Genomic DNA, 15,464 nt, shown 5'->3' with positions numbered 1-15,464 from the left:
AATTAGTTATAATCTTTAATAATAAAATAATATTTATATTAAGAAGTCCACTAATGAAAGATTGTCAGTCAAATATATTAGAACAGTATAGATACATTGTAGATGAAACAAGTATAGTTTCTAAATCAGATTTATTAGGAACTATTACTTATGTAAATAACAAATTTCTAGAAACGACTGGTTATTCTGCTGGTGAACTTCTAGGGCAACCTCACTCAATTTTAAGAAATCCAGATACTCCAAGCTCAGTTTTTAAAGAACTATGGGATATTATTCAAGCCAAAAAAATCTGGAGAGGTATTTTAGAAAATATAAAAAAAGATGGTTCTAAATACACTGTAGAAGCTTCAATCTATCCTATATTAAATTGTGATGGTAATGTAATGGAATATATATCTATTCGTCATGATATTACAGAACTAAAAGAGTTAAATCTTAAAAATGAGATGCTGCGAGAGTATGATATCTCACAGCAAAATGCTGCAAGAGAAAAACTTGAAGCAGGTATAGTAAATGAATTAGATGCAAAAAGCTGTAAAGTTATATATCATCCATCAGATATACTTTGTGGTGATTTTTATTCACTATTTAAGCGTGAGGATGGTTCAATATTTATATATCTCCTTGATGGTCAGGGACATGGAGTTTCTCCAGCATTAACTGTGTTCGCCGCATCTGCAACTATTAAAGAGCTTGTCAAAGGCAAGGGCGGTTTAAAAAAAATATGTAAAAAACTATTTCCGACAATTAGAACATTTTTAGGAGAGCTGGAACAGCTTTCTTATATTATGATAATGATAAATCCTAAAGGAGATAAACTATCATATGCATCTGGTGGAATGTACCCTTTTAAATTAAAAAATAAAAAAGATATCATTAGAATAAAAGCGAATAATTTGCCTTTTATGGACTTTTCTGATATTCCGGAAGTCAGTAAAATAGACATTCCTGGTTGGAAATCAGTAATGCTTTACAGTGATGGACTTGTGGAACATGCAAAAAAAGATGAAGACCATTTCTTGCCAAGACGACTTATTAACGATCCATCATTGATTGATTACACTGCAAATTCATTAAATAAATATGAGTTTAGTGATGATGTCACCTTAATACATTTAGAAAATAATTTTAACTCTTAAAGATATTTAGCAAGACTTCACACTCACCAATATCAAAACTCTCTACTGCGGCAGATAATTTATTTGAGATAGTTTTAAAACTATTTATATTATATTTTTTAGCGTATATATTAAGTTCGTCAGCAAAATTTTGTATTAACTCTATGTCGCCAGCTACCTTAGCTTCTAGAAGAAGTTCTTTAAGAGATGGATAGTTATCTAAAGAGATCTCGGTTGTTTGCACTTGAGTCTCAATCTCTTTATTTGCAATGGTCTCAATATTAGACTTTAAGAACTCAGACATTGCTATTAGCAAGCGCTCTTTTTTTAATGGCTTATGTAAAAAATCATCAAATATATCGTGCTCTGAATTAGGTACATTAAATACTACAGAAGCAGTTATCGCAATAATCGGAATATCTTTAAACTCTTTAATCTCATTAGTAGCTTCAATACCATTTTTCTTTGGCATCTTGATATCCATAAGTATTAAATCAATTTGCTGTTCTTTAGCTATATCTATAGCTTCTTGTCCATTGACAGCTTCAATAATAGTAAGTGGTGTATCTTTTAGGTATTCAATAATTAGTTTTCTATTTAGTTCAATATCATCTGCAATAAGTACAGTAGCATTCTCAAATGATATTTTTTGGTTTGCTCTTAGTTTAGCGATAGGTTCGCTTTGAGCTATTTCTATATTAGGTAAAATGATTCTAAAAGTTGAACCATTGTCTTTACTACTTTTTACACTGATATCCCCACCCATTAAAGTAACTAGTTTTTTTGTGATAGCTAAGCCAAGCCCAGTGCCTCCGTACTCTTTATTACTTTGGTTTGTATGCTGTGCAAATGCCTCAAACATTTTATCTTGCTCTGATTTATCCATACCAATTCCACTGTCTTCAACTTCTATTGTCAAATTGATAAGATTTGTATCTTGATTTAAAGAGCTAAATATATTTAGATTTACGAAGCCTTCAGGAGTGAATTTAATAGCATTACTTATTAGATTAAGAAGTACTTGTCGTGTTCTCACTTCATCCAACATCAAGCTACTTGGAACTGATTCTTCAATATTTACTTTTAGTTTTAGGGCTTTTGATTTCGCTTTATGATAGAAAACATTTTTTATCTCATCTCCTATAGTTCTAATATCTGTGGCAATATGTTGAATTTCTAGTTTTCCAGCCTCAACTTTTGAGAGGTCTAATATGTCGTTAATGATTGCAAGAAGTATTTTAGAGCTATCCTGAACTGATTTAACATAGTTTTGATTAGTTGTATCTTTAACACTTTTTTCCAACAGGTCAGTAAAACCAATGATTGCATTCATCGGTGTTCTAATCTCATGAGACATATTCGCCAGAAATTCTGACTTCATATTATTTGCTGAATCTGCCTCTTCTTTTGCCTGTTTTAGCTCCAGAGTTCTAATCTCTACCATACTCTCAAGATTTTTATTTACAGATTCTAAAGCCTCTTTTGCGCGGTGAAGTTCCTTATGCGTTTTATCCATATATAAAACTATATTAGCAACAACAAACCATTCAAACATTACAAATGCACCATGAAGCAAAACAATATCGAACCCACATCCATAGTTGAAAATAACTATAGGTGTGTCAAAGATAGTTATATTGTACTGTTGTAAGTAGTTGAATATTAAGTGATGAAGTAGTGTAAATATAGATGCAAGAGTAATTATTTTATGATCTCTGTAAATTACTAAAAATGAGAGTGCTCCAAATATGTGAAAGTGCATCTCTATTCGACCTAAACTCTGCTGAATCATTATGATAGAAAAAGTAAGAAGAACCAACGCTAATATATATCTATATGTTTGAGTACCATAAAAAGATTTATAGGCAAAGTATGTTATGCCAAATAGAGCACCTCCCCCAATAAAGCCAAGAAGATAGGCATCAAATACATAAGCAGTTATAGTAGATACTATAACCCAGTGGACAAATACTAGTTTTAGCATAAACCCATCAGCACGTGCATATTCTTTGCTCATATCAGAAGAAAAAGTGCCATTTAAAAAAAAGACCTTAAATAAACTATTCATGAAGTAACTCCTCTATATCTAACTTAATCTGATGTAAATTATATGGATATGAATTGTATATATATCTTATCTCTTTTTTGTTTTTGCTTCTTTTTATAAGGTATAAGTTTGCAGTATGGTCATACTCGGTTTTATCCATAAGAGATTTTGAAAAATAGACACTAAATACTTTTGTGTAGTCTCTTAAAGTGTTTTTGTCTAAATATATTCCCTTAAAGTCTTCATTAAAAAAGTTAGCGAATCTATTTGGTAGAGTTTCATCATCAGGAGTAGATATATCTAAAAACTCTAAACCTACTCTTTTAGTTGTCTCAGAATTCAGTGATTTGTAAAGAGTGCTAATATCTTGCATCCTTGGCGTACAAATATCTGCGCATCCAGAATAGCCAAAAAATAGAAGTTTTATATCTTTGTCATCATTTAAAACAAGTGGAAGTTTAAACTCTTTTTGAAGTGAAGTTCTAGAAAAACCTTTTGTAAAGAAGGTAGGAACAATCATTATAAGTATAGATACGGTAATGACAAGGAGTATCATTACTGCAGCATATATCTTTTTTCGCATTATTTATTATATTTTTGTTTTATTTTTAGTATTTCATCTATATTTTCAATGAGCAAATCTACGAGTTCTGGTTCAAAAGCAATGCCGCTTTGAGATTTGATAAAGTCTAAAGTATCTTCAACACTCCAAGCTTTTTTATAGATTCTGTCATGACATAGAGCGTCAAATACATCAGCAATAGCAGTAATTCTGCCAAACACATGAATGTCTTCACCACTTATACCTCTAGGATAGCCTGTACCGTTCCATTTTTCATGATGCTGATATGATATCAGTGCTGCAGCTTGTAAGAGTTGATGTTTTGATTTATTAAAGATTTCCCATCCAAATGTAGTATGATTTTTCATAAGCTCAAACTCCTCATCTGAGAGTTTGCCTGGTTTTAAAAGTATGGCATCTGGTATAATTACTTTTCCAATGTCATGCATTGGAGAAGCCATTTTAAGAAGTGCTACATTTTCTTCATCACATCCATGAGCTCTAGCTAGAAGTTCAGAAAATAGTGAGACTCTGTTTACATGATCACCAGTCTCTTTTGATCGCCATTCGCCTAGTTCACCTAAGGTTTGAAGTACCTCTTCTTGAGTAGCTACAATATCATTCTGAAGTTCCATCTCTTTTGTAATGTCAGTTCTTATACTAATGTATTCAACAATTTCATTGTTATAGTTTACTATTGGAATAATAGTAGATTCAAAATAGTAGTTACTTCCATCTTTGGCAATATTTTTAACTAAACCATTCCATGTTTTTTTATTGGTGATAGTTTCCCACATCTCTTTATAAATCTCATTACTAACATCAGGACTTCTGAAAATCCTGTGATTTTTACCAATAAGCTCTTCTCTTGGATACTTAGTCAGTGCACAAAATTTATCATTAACATACGTTATGTCTCCACTTAAGTCTGCTTTAGAGACTGAGGCAGCTGCATCAACAGCTATTTTATATTGTTCAAGCAGAGTTCTTGTCTCGTTTACTTCTTGAAGAAGTTGCTCTTTTGCATTGAAGAGCTCAACATGTGTCTTAACACGATGAATTAACTCAAGTTCGTCAAAAGGTTTTGTTATGTAGTCTTCAGCGCCATGTTCAAAACCTTTTCTAATACTGTCTTTGTTCGCATTAGCGCTAAGGAATATTATTGGTATATTTGCTGTATTTGAATCATTTTTTATTATGGAAGCGGTTTCATAGCCATTTAATCCTGGCATATTAATATCTAAAAGTATGAGAGAGTATCTTCGCAATTTAAGTTGTTCTATGGCTTTTTCACCACTTGTAGAAAAAAATATGTTATATAAGTCTGTTGATTTTAAAACATTAGCAGCCAGCTGTATGTTCTTTGCATTGTCATCGACTATAAGTATATTGTGCTTTTTCGTCATTATAATCCATTATATATAGTTGTGTCGATATAAATTGTACTCCAATAATTCTAACAAAATCTTTAATTGACAAGTAGACTTTACTTGTTAACAAAACTACACAACTATAAAAACTTATCAAAAAATTATCACGTGTTTATAACTAATTTAAGATTACTTAGATACTATTTTTGTTAGTAAAAGAGCCTTGGTTTCACCACTATAAGGGCTTCTTTTTAAATGTATTAGATAAAGTTATAAATCTTAAATTTGCCGTTAATAAAAGGCTAAAGGAGAATATATGCAATTAGGTTTCCTAGTTGATTTACATTTGTGTATGGGATGTAAAGGATGTGAGATCGCATGTAAAGTGGAGAATGAAGTTCCACTTAGTACATGGAGACTTCGTGTTAAGTATGTGGATGTGGGGACTTTCCCAGATACAAAAAGAACATTTACACCTCTGAGATGTAATCACTGTCAGAATGCTCCTTGTGAGAGAATCTGTCCAGTTAGCGCATTACATTATTTAGATAATGGAATTGTAAATATTGATAAAGAGCGCTGTATTGGTTGTGCTGGTTGTGTTATGGCTTGTCCATATGGAGCAATCTATATTGACCCACAAACACAAACAGCAGATAAGTGTACTTACTGTGCACACCGTGTCGCATCATCAATGATGCCTGCTTGTGTTGTTGCTTGTCCTGTTCAAGCGAATATTTTTGGTGACTTAGATGATCCAACTTCAAATATTTCTAAATATATTCAAGTAAATCAAGGAAATGTTCAAGTGCGTAAGCCAGAGAAGGGAACTAACCCTCACCATTTCTATACAAATGCAGGTAATGTTAACCTTAACCCTCTTGCATCACATAGAGTAGACGGTCACTCATTGTTTAACAAGATTACAACACTTCCAGTAGGAGGACACCACTAATGGCGGCACATGAAATTTTAGCAGCAACAAACGCTGTAGTAACTTTAGATGTAGCTATTCCAGGTATAGTTTGGCCTTGGTTAGTTACAGTAAATATGTGGGCAAAAAGTATTGGTACTGGTGTGATTTTTATGCTTTTCTTACTTCTTAGAATGCATCCAGAATCTGGTAATAAATTAAGACTGCAAACTTCAATAGTTGCGTTTATATTTATTAATATATTCCTATTGTTTACATTGGCAGACTTACACCAGCCGTTTAGATTTTGGCATATCCTTGTTCACCCTAGTTTTTCATCTGCAATTGCATGGGGTACATTTATGGCATCAGCTTTCTTAGGTTTACTGACTCTTTTAGTGTTAGTAGCATGGAGAGCAAGAACTAAAGATGAGTGTAATACTAATTATGACAAGATACTTTTATGGACAACTATATTAGCAATTCCTGTAACGCTTTATACTGCAGCTCTTATGTCTCAGTGTACAGCTCGTGAACTATGGCAAATGCCAGCAGAATCAGCTCAAATGATTTTAGCTGCACTTCTTGCTGGTTCAGCTGCAATGATTCTTCTAGGTGGTTCTAAACTATCTTATGAAGCTAAAAAGACGTTAGGTGTGGTTTTAGGACTTAGTGCATTAATGTCATTTATCATCTATATGTCTGAGTATATCTTTGGACCAATGAAAGCTGAAGAGATTGCATTTACTTTAGAGTATATCAAAGGTGACGGACCATATACAGTTATGTTCTGGTTAGGTCAATGGATGACATATTTATTACCAATGCTGTTAATTGTATTAAGTCGTTCGAGCAAAAGTGAAAGCATCTTAAAACTTGCTGCAATTTTAGCACTAGTGGGTCTATTTTTAGTTAAACATGTTTGGCTAAACATACCACAATTATTACCAATGAGTTAGGGAGAAAAATAAATGTATTTACAAAGTAGAAGAACATTTTTAAAAGGTGCTGCATTCACGGTTGCTGGTGCTGCAATTGCTAAAGGTGTATTTACAACAGATGCTATGGCAGAATCTGTTACTGAGAGCAAATTTACAAACACTCCAGACTCATTATCATTCTACCCTCCGATGGAGGAGTGGGCTGACTTTAAAGAGTTAGATGGAGATGACTGGAAAAGAGGTGGTATTGACCGCCACGGTGTTAGAAGTGAAGCTAATCCAAATGGTATAGAAGTTAATGATTATATGATCGTTCCAACTGCATGTTCAAACTGTGAGGCTTCTTGTGGTCTGACTGCATGGATCGATAAAAAAACTTTTACAGTTAAAAAGTACATGGGTAATCCATTACACCCGGCTTCTCGTGGTCGTAACTGTGCAAAAGGTTATGCTACGCAATCACAAATGTATGATCCAGATCGTATTGCATTCCCACTAAAAAGAGCTCCAGGTTCTGCTCGTGGTGAAGGTAAATGGGTACGTACAACTTGGGATGAGGCTATGACTGCTATCGGTAAAAAGATGGGAGATACATTAGCTAAAGGTGATGAGTTATCTAAGAAAACAGTAATGTTCCACGTTGGTCGTCCAAATGAGAATGGATTTACTGGTAAAGTATGGCATACACTTGGTTGTGATGCATTCAACTCACACACTAACATCTGTTCTTCAGGTGGTCGTACTCCGACTATTCAATGGGCAAACGATGATAGAAGTTCTCCAGATTGGGCTAATGCGAAGTTAATCTTCCTTAACTCATCTCATGCTGCAGATGCTGGTCACTATTTTCAGCAATCAGCTTCATTTATCGCAGATGCTAGAGCGAAGGGTGCCAAACTTGTAGTTATGGATCCTCGTATGTCTAACTCAGCTGGTATGGCAGATCTATGGATCGCTGCATGGCCTGGTACTGAGCCTCTAATCTATCTTTACTTAACTCAGAGAATTTTGAATGAAGGTAAAGTTGATAGAGATTTCGTTAAAAAATGGATGAACTGGGAAGTATTTTTAAGTAATAAAAAGTATTTAGATTTTATGGTAGAAAAAGGGTATATCTCTAAAGCACCTACAAAAGTTGACTTTGATACGTTCTTAGACACTTTACAAGAGCTTTATACACCATATACTTTAGATCATGTATCTAAAGAGACTCATGTTCCTGCGGATAGACTTGAAAAGCTATATGACATGTTCATCTGGGCTGGTACTTCAGTTTCTTCATACTTCTGGAGAGCAACTGCTGCTGGTAACCGTGGTGGTTGGATGAGTGGTCGTACAGGTTTCTTGCCAATCGCTCTTCGTGGTGCTATCGGTCCTGAGGGTGGTACATTCTTCCACCACTTCCATGTTATTTCTGTAGCTGGTAAAGGTGGTAGTTCAACTGTTGGTCAAGGTAAGCGTGGTTCAAACATTCCTAAAGTTGATGTTTATAATGAGCTTAGTTTCCCACCAGAGTGGCCACTATCGACTTACGAGATGTCATTCTTACTTCCTCACCTGCTTGCAGATACTAAGTGGCAGCAAAAATGGATAGACAAAGGTCTTAACGTACCTCAAAAACTTGCTGTTTGGATTCCTCGTATGTATAACCCTGTTTGGATTAATCCGGATGGTTTCAGATGGATTGAGACGATCAAAGATGAAAAGAAAATGGAACTTACATTTAATCTTTCTCCTGTATGGTCTGAGACAAACTGGTATGTTGATTATATTTTACCTGTTGGTTTGGCCGGTGAAAGACACGATCAACATTCAGAAGCTACTATGCCTGCAAGATGGACTTCTTTCCGTCAGCCTGTTATGAGAGTTGCTCTTGAAAAATCTGGTTGGAAACCTAAAAATCCAGCTCGTGCTACACTTGAAGCTCACATTAAAGCTGGTCTTGGTGAAGTTTGGGAAGAGAATGAGTTCTGGTTTGACATGTGTGTTAACTATATTGATCCAGATGGTAAAATCTTCATTGATGATGCTAAAACTAAATCAATCAGATCTATGTGGGAATCTAAAAAGACTCCTGGCACTCCAGTTACTATTGCTGAGTGGTATGATGCTGCATTTGGTGACAACTTACCAAATCTTAAAGCTACTGCAACTGCAGATTCTAGATACAAAAATGCTGAATTCCCAGTATATGAGTATATGAGAGATCATGGTGCATGGATGGAAGAGAATAAAATTTATTCTGCACAAGAAAAACCAGTTAAGTATGATGGTCAAACACTTGTTTCACACGGTCACAAGTATGACAAAAGAGATCTTACTATTGACAGAAAAACTGGTGTTATTTATGCACAAGATCACCATGGAAGTACTAAGTACAAAGATGGTAAAAAACCAGTTGCTATCGAGATAGATGGCAAGATGATGGAAGGTTTCGCTACGCTAGATAAGAAACTTGATTTCTTCTGTGAGTGGTTAGCTGATGATTGGAAATGGCCAGAATATGCTATTCCATTCTACCCAAGAACTCCAAAAGAGAAAAAAGAAATGGTTCACATTGTATCTCATGTTGACCACTCTTATATGACTGAGAAAAATTCATATGCGCTTAATACAGTTTTCCGTCTGCCGTATAATATTCATACGCGTTCTGCAAACTCTAAGCACTTAATGGAAATTTCACAAAATCATGACCCTATCTGGATCTCAACTCCAGATGCTGCTCGTCAAGGTTTTAAACGTGGTGACTCGATTCGTGTAAGAATTACTGATAGTGTTACTGGTTTAGAGTCAGGTTACTTTGTAGCTATGGCTGTTCCGACTGAGGGTGTACTTCCAGGTACGTTAGCATGTTCTCACCACGGTGGTAGATGGAAACTTGTAAACTCTGTTACTATACCTAATGGTGTAAGTGATGGCAAAGTTGATTCTCAGCCAGTTGCAAGAAATATGAACGATCCTAAATTTATGGCTCACTCACCTGAAAATGCAGGTAGAGTTGGTGCTCAGATTAAGATTGAAGATTATGACGGTACAGGCGGTATCAACAGCTTCGGTGTTCCAACTGCTGAACTTCAAATGGATGGTAAAGAAGGTAAACTTAAATATGTTGAAGGTATTAAACCTTTTCATGCTGAAAGATTTGCAGAATACAACCGTGATAGCGGTAACATCTGGTGGGATGGTCTAAGTGGTTCATGGCAAAATGCTGTAGCTGCAGCTCATCCGGATCCAATTTCTGGTATGCATTGTTGGCACCAGAAAGTTATTTTAGAACCTGCACAAGCAGGTGATAAAATTGGTGATATCTATGTAAATTATGAAAATAACTTTAAAATTTATCAAGGATGGAGAGATGATTTAACTCGTCCACTTAATTCAAGTGATAAACTTCGTCGTCCTCAACATATTAAACGTCCGTGGGTTCCACTTTCGGATAAAGCTTATGCTGTTGAGATTAAAGACTAATAAGTCTTTAGTCTTTACTACCAAAGGGTATCTCTACCCTTTGGACTTTTTACTTTCAATCCCCAATATACTCTTTATATCCTCTTTTAAAAGTAGTTATTATGAACAATTCTAAATACAAAGTACTAATAGTTGATGACGTAGATGAAAATCTGAAGTTGGTTGCAACAATCCTGGAAAAAGTCGGTTTTGAAACTAAAACTGCCAGAGATGGACTCACAGCTCTAAGACTTGTAAAAGAGAGCAAGTATGATCTGATACTACTTGATATAATGATGCCGATTATGGACGGAATACAGACATGTAGGTATCTTAAAGTTGAACCAACAACTGAATCTATACCAGTAATATTTTTAACAGCTAGTAGTGATAGAGAGACTTTAACCAAAGCATATAGTGTTGGTGGAGTTGATTATATCAAGAAACCATTTTTTAAAGAAGAATTATTAGCCCGTGTAAATTTACATTTGGAACTTAAAGATTATGAGAAAAATCTTGAGAAAAAAGTTAATGATAAGACAAAAGAAATAGCTGATACGCAGGTAAAGCTAATGTATACCCTAGGCTCAATTGCTGAGGGACATTCAAAAGAGACTGAGCTGCATGTTCAGAGGGTTGCTGAGTTTACACATACCTTGGCTCTGTTATATGGGATGGACTCAAAAGAGGCTGAAACACTAAAAAATGCATCTTCATTGCATGATATAGGGAAAATCGGTGTTACAGATAATATACTGCATAAACCTAGTTCTCTATCTAATGAAGAATTTAAGGTGATGATGCACCATACAACTTTGGGAAGTGACATGTTGTCTAAGTCTGAACTGCCACTTTTTAAAGCTGCCGCAATAGTATGTATACAACATCATGAAAAGTATGATGGCAGTGGTTATCCAAAAGGGCTTAAAGGCGAAGAAATACATATATATGGACGTATAGTAGCTATAGCGGATGTATTTGACGCATTATCATTTAAGCGTGCATATAAAGATGGATGGACACAAGATAAGGTTATGAGTTACATTAGAGAGATGAGCGGTAAGCAGTTTGATCCAAAATTAATAGATATCTTCTTTGATAATATTGATGAATTTTCAAAAATATATAATCTAGAGTCAGTTAAGACAACAAAAGAAGTAATACCTAAAAGAAGTATGAATAAAATAGTTGACTGGCTACTTAATAACAGGTAGTTATAAACCTGCCAACCACATTCTAAGCCACAATCCCAAAGTACTAGTGAATCCAACTTCACTGAAAACCAAATTTTTATTTTTATCATATATAAAAGTAGTTGGATAAGCCGCAATATTAAACTCTTTTGCAAAAAAACCATTAGCATCGTTGTAGACTTTGTAGTTTAAGTCATGCTCGTGCATGTACTTTTTAACCTCATAATCATCACCGGAGCTTACAGCGATAGTCAGGACTTCAAAGTTCTCAGATATAGTCTGTATATTTGAGGCTTCAAGCTTGCATGTTGGGCACCAAGTAGCCCAAAAATGTATAAGAAGTGGTTTATCTTTTGGATAGTTATATTTTTGAGAATCTAGTAAAGTTATATTGATATTTTGAAGTGACTCTTTGTTTAAGTCACTGCTTTTATAGAAGCTGATAATATTTGCTAAAATAGTTATAAATATAAAAAAGGTAATTATCTCTTTTGTATATTTTATGATTTTTTCTTTCATTAGGTTAACTTTTTGTCATGAATTTGTCAGTTTAACACTTATGTAATTGTTAAGTGGTAATATTACCACAATAATAAAGAATAAAGGGATATAAATATGGTAAAAGTATATGTAGCAATAATAGCAGTTTTAGTATTTGTTGGCTGTGGGCCTGACAATAATCCTAATGTAAAATCTAGTATGTATCAATCAGTTAACCCTCAAGAAGCAACTCTACTCCAAAGTGGAAAAGATAAAGGCTCATGTGGAAGATGCGGAATGGATTTAGTAATGTTTTACAAAACAAGTCATGCTGCAGAACATGATGGTAAGCATTTTCAGTATTGTTCGATTCACTGTTTAGAAGATCATCTTGGTGAGGGGGTAACTCTTAAAAACCCAAAAGTTGTTGATGTTGACTCATTAAAATTTATTAATGTCGGAGATGCTCACTATGTTGTTGGAAGTAAAAAAAGAGGTACAATGACTAGAGTTAGCAAGTATGCTTTTTCTGATGAATCAATGGCTAAAAAATTTCAGGCTATGTTTGGTGGGGAAGTTATGAATTTTACTAAAGCTTTAGAAGTTGCAAAAGAAGATTTTAAACATTAGAAGTTAGTAGATCCAAAGGAATTAACTCCTTTGGATTAATAGTGAAATTATTCTATCTCAGCATCGATAACATCTTCGTCATCTTTTTTCTTTTTCTGATCAGCTTCACCAGCTTCACCACCATCTTTGTCTTTATACATTTGCTCAGCCATTTTGTGACTTGATTCTGTTAGTGCTTTTACTTTTTCTTCAATTTGCGCTTTAGTAGCAGACTCATCTTTTAGAATATCTTTAAGATCAGTTACATTAGCTTCAATTTTAGCTTTTTCTTCTGCTTCAATTTTATCACCTATCTCAGTTAAAGATTTTTCAGTTTGAGCGATAAGTGCATCAGCTTGGTTTCTTAAATCAACCATTGCTTTTCTCTCTGTATCAGCTGCTTTGTTTTCTTCAGCATCTTGAACCATTTTGTTGATTTCTTCTTCACTTAATCCAGATGAACCAGAGATTGTGATTGACTGAGATTTACCAGTACCTTTGTCAGTTGAACTAACAGTTAGTATTCCGTTTGCATCGATGTCAAAAGTTACTTCGATTTGAGGTACACCTCTTGGTGCAGCTGCAATATTACCTAGTTCAAAAAGACCTAAAGATTTGTTATCTTTAGCGAATTCTCTCTCACCTTGTACAACCGAGATGCTAACAGCCGGCTGGTTGTCTTCTGCAGTTGAGAATACTTGAGATTTTTTAACTGGGATTGTTGTACCTTTTTCAATGATCTTAGTAGCAACACCACCTAAAGTCTCAATACCTAGTGATAAAGGAGTAACGTCTAGAAGAAGAACATCTTTAACATCTCCTCTTAAAACACCACCTTGAATAGCAGCACCTGCGGCAACAACTTCATCAGGGTTAACACCTTTATTTAGTGATTTTCCACCGAAGTATTTTGAAACAGCTTCTTGAGCAGCTGGAACACGAGTTGAACCACCAACCATGATAATCTCTTTGATTTGATTGTTATCTAAACCAGACTCTTTCATTGCTGTTTTGATATGCTGAATTGTCTCATCAATTAGTGTTGTAATCATACCTTCAAATTTAGCACGAGTAAGTTTTACAACAAGGTGCTGTGGCCCAGCTTCTGTCATAGTGATAAATGGTAAGTTGATTTCAGTCTCAGTAGCTGAACTTAACTCTTTTTTAGCATTTTCAGCAGAATCTTTTAGACGTTGAAGAGCCATTTTGTCATTTTTAAGATCAATACCATGAGAGTTCTTAAACTCAGCATTTAAATAATCAACGATTTTATTATCAAAGTCATCACCACCTAAAAATGCATTACCATCAGTTGAAAGAACTTCAAATGTACCGTCAGAAATTTCTAAAACAGTAACGTCAAATGTTCCACCACCAAGGTCATAAACAAGTACATTCTCTTCAGTTTTGCTGTCAAGTCCATAAGCTAGTGCAGAAGCAGTTGGCTCATTGATGATACGAAGAACATTAAGACCAGCGATTGTACCAGCATCTTTTGTTGCTTTTCTTTGTGCATCGTTGAAGTAAGCTGGAACTGTAATAACAGCGTCAGTTACCTTAGAACCTAAATAAGCTTCAGCATCTTCTTTTAGTTTTGTAAGAATCTTAGCTGAAATCTCTTGAGGAGTGTAAATCTTACCTGCTACATCAACTGCTGCTGAACCATCTTTATCTACGATATTGTAAGTTACTTTGTCGTGTGCTTGTTTAGCATTTTCTTCATTCATCATTAGACCCATAATTCTCTTAATTGAAGAGATAGTTTTCTCTGGGTTTGTGATTGCTTGACGTTTTGCTGGATCACCAACTAAAACATCACCTTTATCTGTGAAAGCTACAACTGATGGAGTTGTGTTTTTACCTTCTGCATTTGGGATGATTTTCGCTTCACCACCCTCGTAAACTGCTACACATGAATTTGTTGTTCCTAAATCTATACCTATTACTTTTGACATATTATTTCCTTAATTTAATTTAATTTTTTTCCACTTTTACGAAAAAGCCGAAAGCTTTTTTGTGCTTTAGTGGCACAGCGCCTAGCGTAGATAATTGGGACTTGTTCCAATTATCGTTCTAATAATTAGTTGGCTACGATTACCATTGCTTCACGCAGTGGTCTGTTTTTATATTTATAACCAGTTTGAAAAGTTTGAACTATTTGTCCACTCTCAACATCTTCACTATCTACACTTTGAACAGCATTGTGAATATTTGGGTCAAATGGCTCATCGTGAGAAACCATTGTTACACCATGCTTTTCTAAAGAGGTAGTGAACTGCTTAAGTGTAAGCTCAATTCCCTCTTTTAATTTTTCAAAATGCTCTTGAGCATCTGCTACATTTTCTGTAGAAGCTATTGCCATTTGAAGAGCGTCCATTACTGGAATCATATCTTTAGCGAATTTCTCGTTTGAGTATTCAACCGCAGTATATTTTTCTCTTTCTAGTCTTTTTTTGATGTTGTCAAAATCAGCATGCACTCTCGCATACTTGTCTTTTAGAGCAACTAACTCTTCTTGAAGAAGGTCAAACTCATTCTCAACTGCTTCGGCTTCAGCCTCTGCCTCATCACTCGTTAATTCTATATTTTCCTCTTCATTTATTAGAGGTTCTGTCTGTAATTCTTCATCTGTTTGTTTTGACATAGTTGTTAAATCACTCCTTATTTTAAAAAGATAACACTATTATACATATTGAGTGTAACAATGTCAAGTATAAGTTTAGTTTTTATATATAAGCTAAGTTGAGTCATATAGTGTCAAGTAGTAAATGTGCTAAGTTAAAG

General features: G+C 34.6%; 12 protein-coding genes. 6 read left to right on the top strand and 6 right to left on the bottom strand.

Annotated features, from left to right (window positions below):
- Nucleotides 1-53 precede the first annotated feature (53 nt).
- Complete coding sequence (locus tag SMGD1_RS03555) at nucleotides 54-1,139, top strand: SpoIIE family protein phosphatase (protein WP_008339054.1); 1,086 nt, start codon at nucleotides 54-56, stop codon at nucleotides 1,137-1,139.
- Here SMGD1_RS03555 and SMGD1_RS03550 read toward each other — a convergent pair.
- From SMGD1_RS03550 to SMGD1_RS03540, 3 genes are read right to left on the bottom strand one after another with little or no spacing between them, the layout of a single operon-like run.
- Nucleotides 1,129-3,186, bottom strand: coding sequence for an ATP-binding protein (locus tag SMGD1_RS03550; protein ID WP_008338905.1), 2,058 nt, complete (start codon nucleotides 3,184-3,186; stop codon nucleotides 1,129-1,131). The genes SMGD1_RS03555 and SMGD1_RS03550 overlap by 11 nt on opposite strands.
- Complete coding sequence (locus SMGD1_RS03545) at nucleotides 3,179-3,748, bottom strand: SCO family protein (RefSeq protein ID WP_139064122.1); 570 nt, start codon at nucleotides 3,746-3,748, stop codon at nucleotides 3,179-3,181. Before SMGD1_RS03545 ends, SMGD1_RS03550 begins: the two co-directional genes overlap by 8 nt.
- Nucleotides 3,748-5,133 (bottom strand): HD domain-containing phosphohydrolase, encoded by a 1,386-nt coding sequence (locus tag SMGD1_RS03540; RefSeq protein WP_008339084.1) that lies wholly within the window; start codon nucleotides 5,131-5,133, stop codon nucleotides 3,748-3,750. The genes SMGD1_RS03545 and SMGD1_RS03540 overlap by 1 nt, the downstream gene beginning before the upstream one ends.
- Nucleotides 5,134-5,413: 280 nt before the next feature.
- On the opposite strand from SMGD1_RS03540, the gene SMGD1_RS03535 reads away from it, so the two are divergent.
- From SMGD1_RS03535 to SMGD1_RS03520, 4 genes are all read left to right on the top strand, one after another.
- Complete coding sequence (locus tag SMGD1_RS03535; RefSeq protein ID WP_008339140.1) at nucleotides 5,414-6,052, top strand: 4Fe-4S dicluster domain-containing protein; 639 nt, start codon at nucleotides 5,414-5,416, stop codon at nucleotides 6,050-6,052.
- Entirely contained in the window at nucleotides 6,052-6,969 is a 918-nt protein-coding gene (gene nrfD, locus SMGD1_RS03530) for an NrfD/PsrC family molybdoenzyme membrane anchor subunit (RefSeq protein ID WP_008338788.1), read from the top strand. The genes SMGD1_RS03535 and nrfD overlap by 1 nt, the downstream gene beginning before the upstream one ends.
- Nucleotides 6,970-6,981: 12 nt before the next feature.
- The gene (locus SMGD1_RS03525) at nucleotides 6,982-10,419 is read left to right on the top strand and encodes a molybdopterin-dependent oxidoreductase (RefSeq protein WP_008338727.1); all 3,438 of its coding nucleotides are present in this window, start codon (nucleotides 6,982-6,984) and stop codon (nucleotides 10,417-10,419) included.
- A gap of 101 nt (nucleotides 10,420-10,520) precedes the next feature.
- Nucleotides 10,521-11,612 (top strand): HD domain-containing phosphohydrolase, encoded by a 1,092-nt coding sequence (locus SMGD1_RS03520; RefSeq protein ID WP_008338875.1) that lies wholly within the window; start codon nucleotides 10,521-10,523, stop codon nucleotides 11,610-11,612.
- On the opposite strand, the gene SMGD1_RS03515 is transcribed toward SMGD1_RS03520, so the two are convergent.
- Complete coding sequence (locus SMGD1_RS03515; protein ID WP_008340655.1) at nucleotides 11,613-12,110, bottom strand: redoxin domain-containing protein; 498 nt, start codon at nucleotides 12,108-12,110, stop codon at nucleotides 11,613-11,615. It abuts the gene before it with no gap.
- A gap of 96 nt (nucleotides 12,111-12,206) precedes the next feature.
- Here SMGD1_RS03515 and SMGD1_RS03510 point away from each other — a divergent pair, with 96 nt between their 5' ends.
- Nucleotides 12,207-12,701 carry a nitrous oxide reductase accessory protein NosL gene (locus SMGD1_RS03510; protein ID WP_008339138.1) on the top strand — a complete coding sequence of 165 codons (495 nt, stop codon included), beginning with the start codon at nucleotides 12,207-12,209 and terminating at the stop codon, nucleotides 12,699-12,701.
- Between the two features lie 47 nt (nucleotides 12,702-12,748).
- Here the strand turns inward: SMGD1_RS03510 and dnaK are convergent, their stop codons facing one another.
- Nucleotides 12,749-14,635, bottom strand: a complete 1,887-nt coding sequence (gene dnaK, locus SMGD1_RS03505) for a molecular chaperone DnaK (RefSeq protein WP_008339053.1) — start codon at nucleotides 14,633-14,635, stop codon at nucleotides 12,749-12,751.
- A gap of 125 nt (nucleotides 14,636-14,760) precedes the next feature.
- Nucleotides 14,761-15,324, bottom strand: coding sequence for a nucleotide exchange factor GrpE (gene grpE / locus SMGD1_RS03500; RefSeq protein WP_008340652.1), 564 nt, complete (start codon nucleotides 15,322-15,324; stop codon nucleotides 14,761-14,763).
- Nucleotides 15,325-15,464: the final 140 nt, after the last annotated feature.

The sequence above is a fragment of the Sulfurimonas gotlandica GD1 genome (genome assembly GCF_000242915.1).
Classification (GTDB): Bacteria; Campylobacterota; Campylobacteria; order Campylobacterales; family Sulfurimonadaceae; genus Sulfurimonas; species Sulfurimonas gotlandica.
The sequence above is the reverse complement of the archived record's forward strand: the minus strand, read 5'-3'. Positions and strand labels throughout refer to the sequence as shown.

Excerpts from the sequence above, each read along its gene's own strand:
- SMGD1_RS03555 (WP_008339054.1), top strand. The coding sequence starts at position 54 with ATGAAAGATTGTCAGTCAAATATATTAGAACAGTATAGATACATTGTA.
- SMGD1_RS03550 (WP_008338905.1), bottom strand. The coding sequence starts at position 3,186 with ATGAATAGTTTATTTAAGGTCTTTTTTTTAAATGGCACTTTTTCTTCT.
- SMGD1_RS03545 (WP_139064122.1), bottom strand. The coding sequence starts at position 3,748 with ATGCGAAAAAAGATATATGCTGCAGTAATGATACTCCTTGTCATTACC.
- SMGD1_RS03540 (WP_008339084.1), bottom strand. The coding sequence starts at position 5,133 with ATGACGAAAAAGCACAATATACTTATAGTCGATGACAATGCAAAGAAC.
- SMGD1_RS03535 (WP_008339140.1), top strand. The coding sequence starts at position 5,414 with ATGCAATTAGGTTTCCTAGTTGATTTACATTTGTGTATGGGATGTAAA.
- nrfD (WP_008338788.1), top strand. The coding sequence starts at position 6,052 with ATGGCGGCACATGAAATTTTAGCAGCAACAAACGCTGTAGTAACTTTA.
- SMGD1_RS03525 (WP_008338727.1), top strand. The coding sequence starts at position 6,982 with ATGTATTTACAAAGTAGAAGAACATTTTTAAAAGGTGCTGCATTCACG.
- SMGD1_RS03520 (WP_008338875.1), top strand. The coding sequence starts at position 10,521 with ATGAACAATTCTAAATACAAAGTACTAATAGTTGATGACGTAGATGAA.
- SMGD1_RS03515 (WP_008340655.1), bottom strand. The coding sequence starts at position 12,110 with ATGAAAGAAAAAATCATAAAATATACAAAAGAGATAATTACCTTTTTT.
- SMGD1_RS03510 (WP_008339138.1), top strand. The coding sequence starts at position 12,207 with ATGGTAAAAGTATATGTAGCAATAATAGCAGTTTTAGTATTTGTTGGC.
- dnaK (WP_008339053.1), bottom strand. The coding sequence starts at position 14,635 with ATGTCAAAAGTAATAGGTATAGATTTAGGAACAACAAATTCATGTGTA.
- grpE (WP_008340652.1), bottom strand. The coding sequence starts at position 15,324 with ATGTCAAAACAAACAGATGAAGAATTACAGACAGAACCTCTAATAAAT.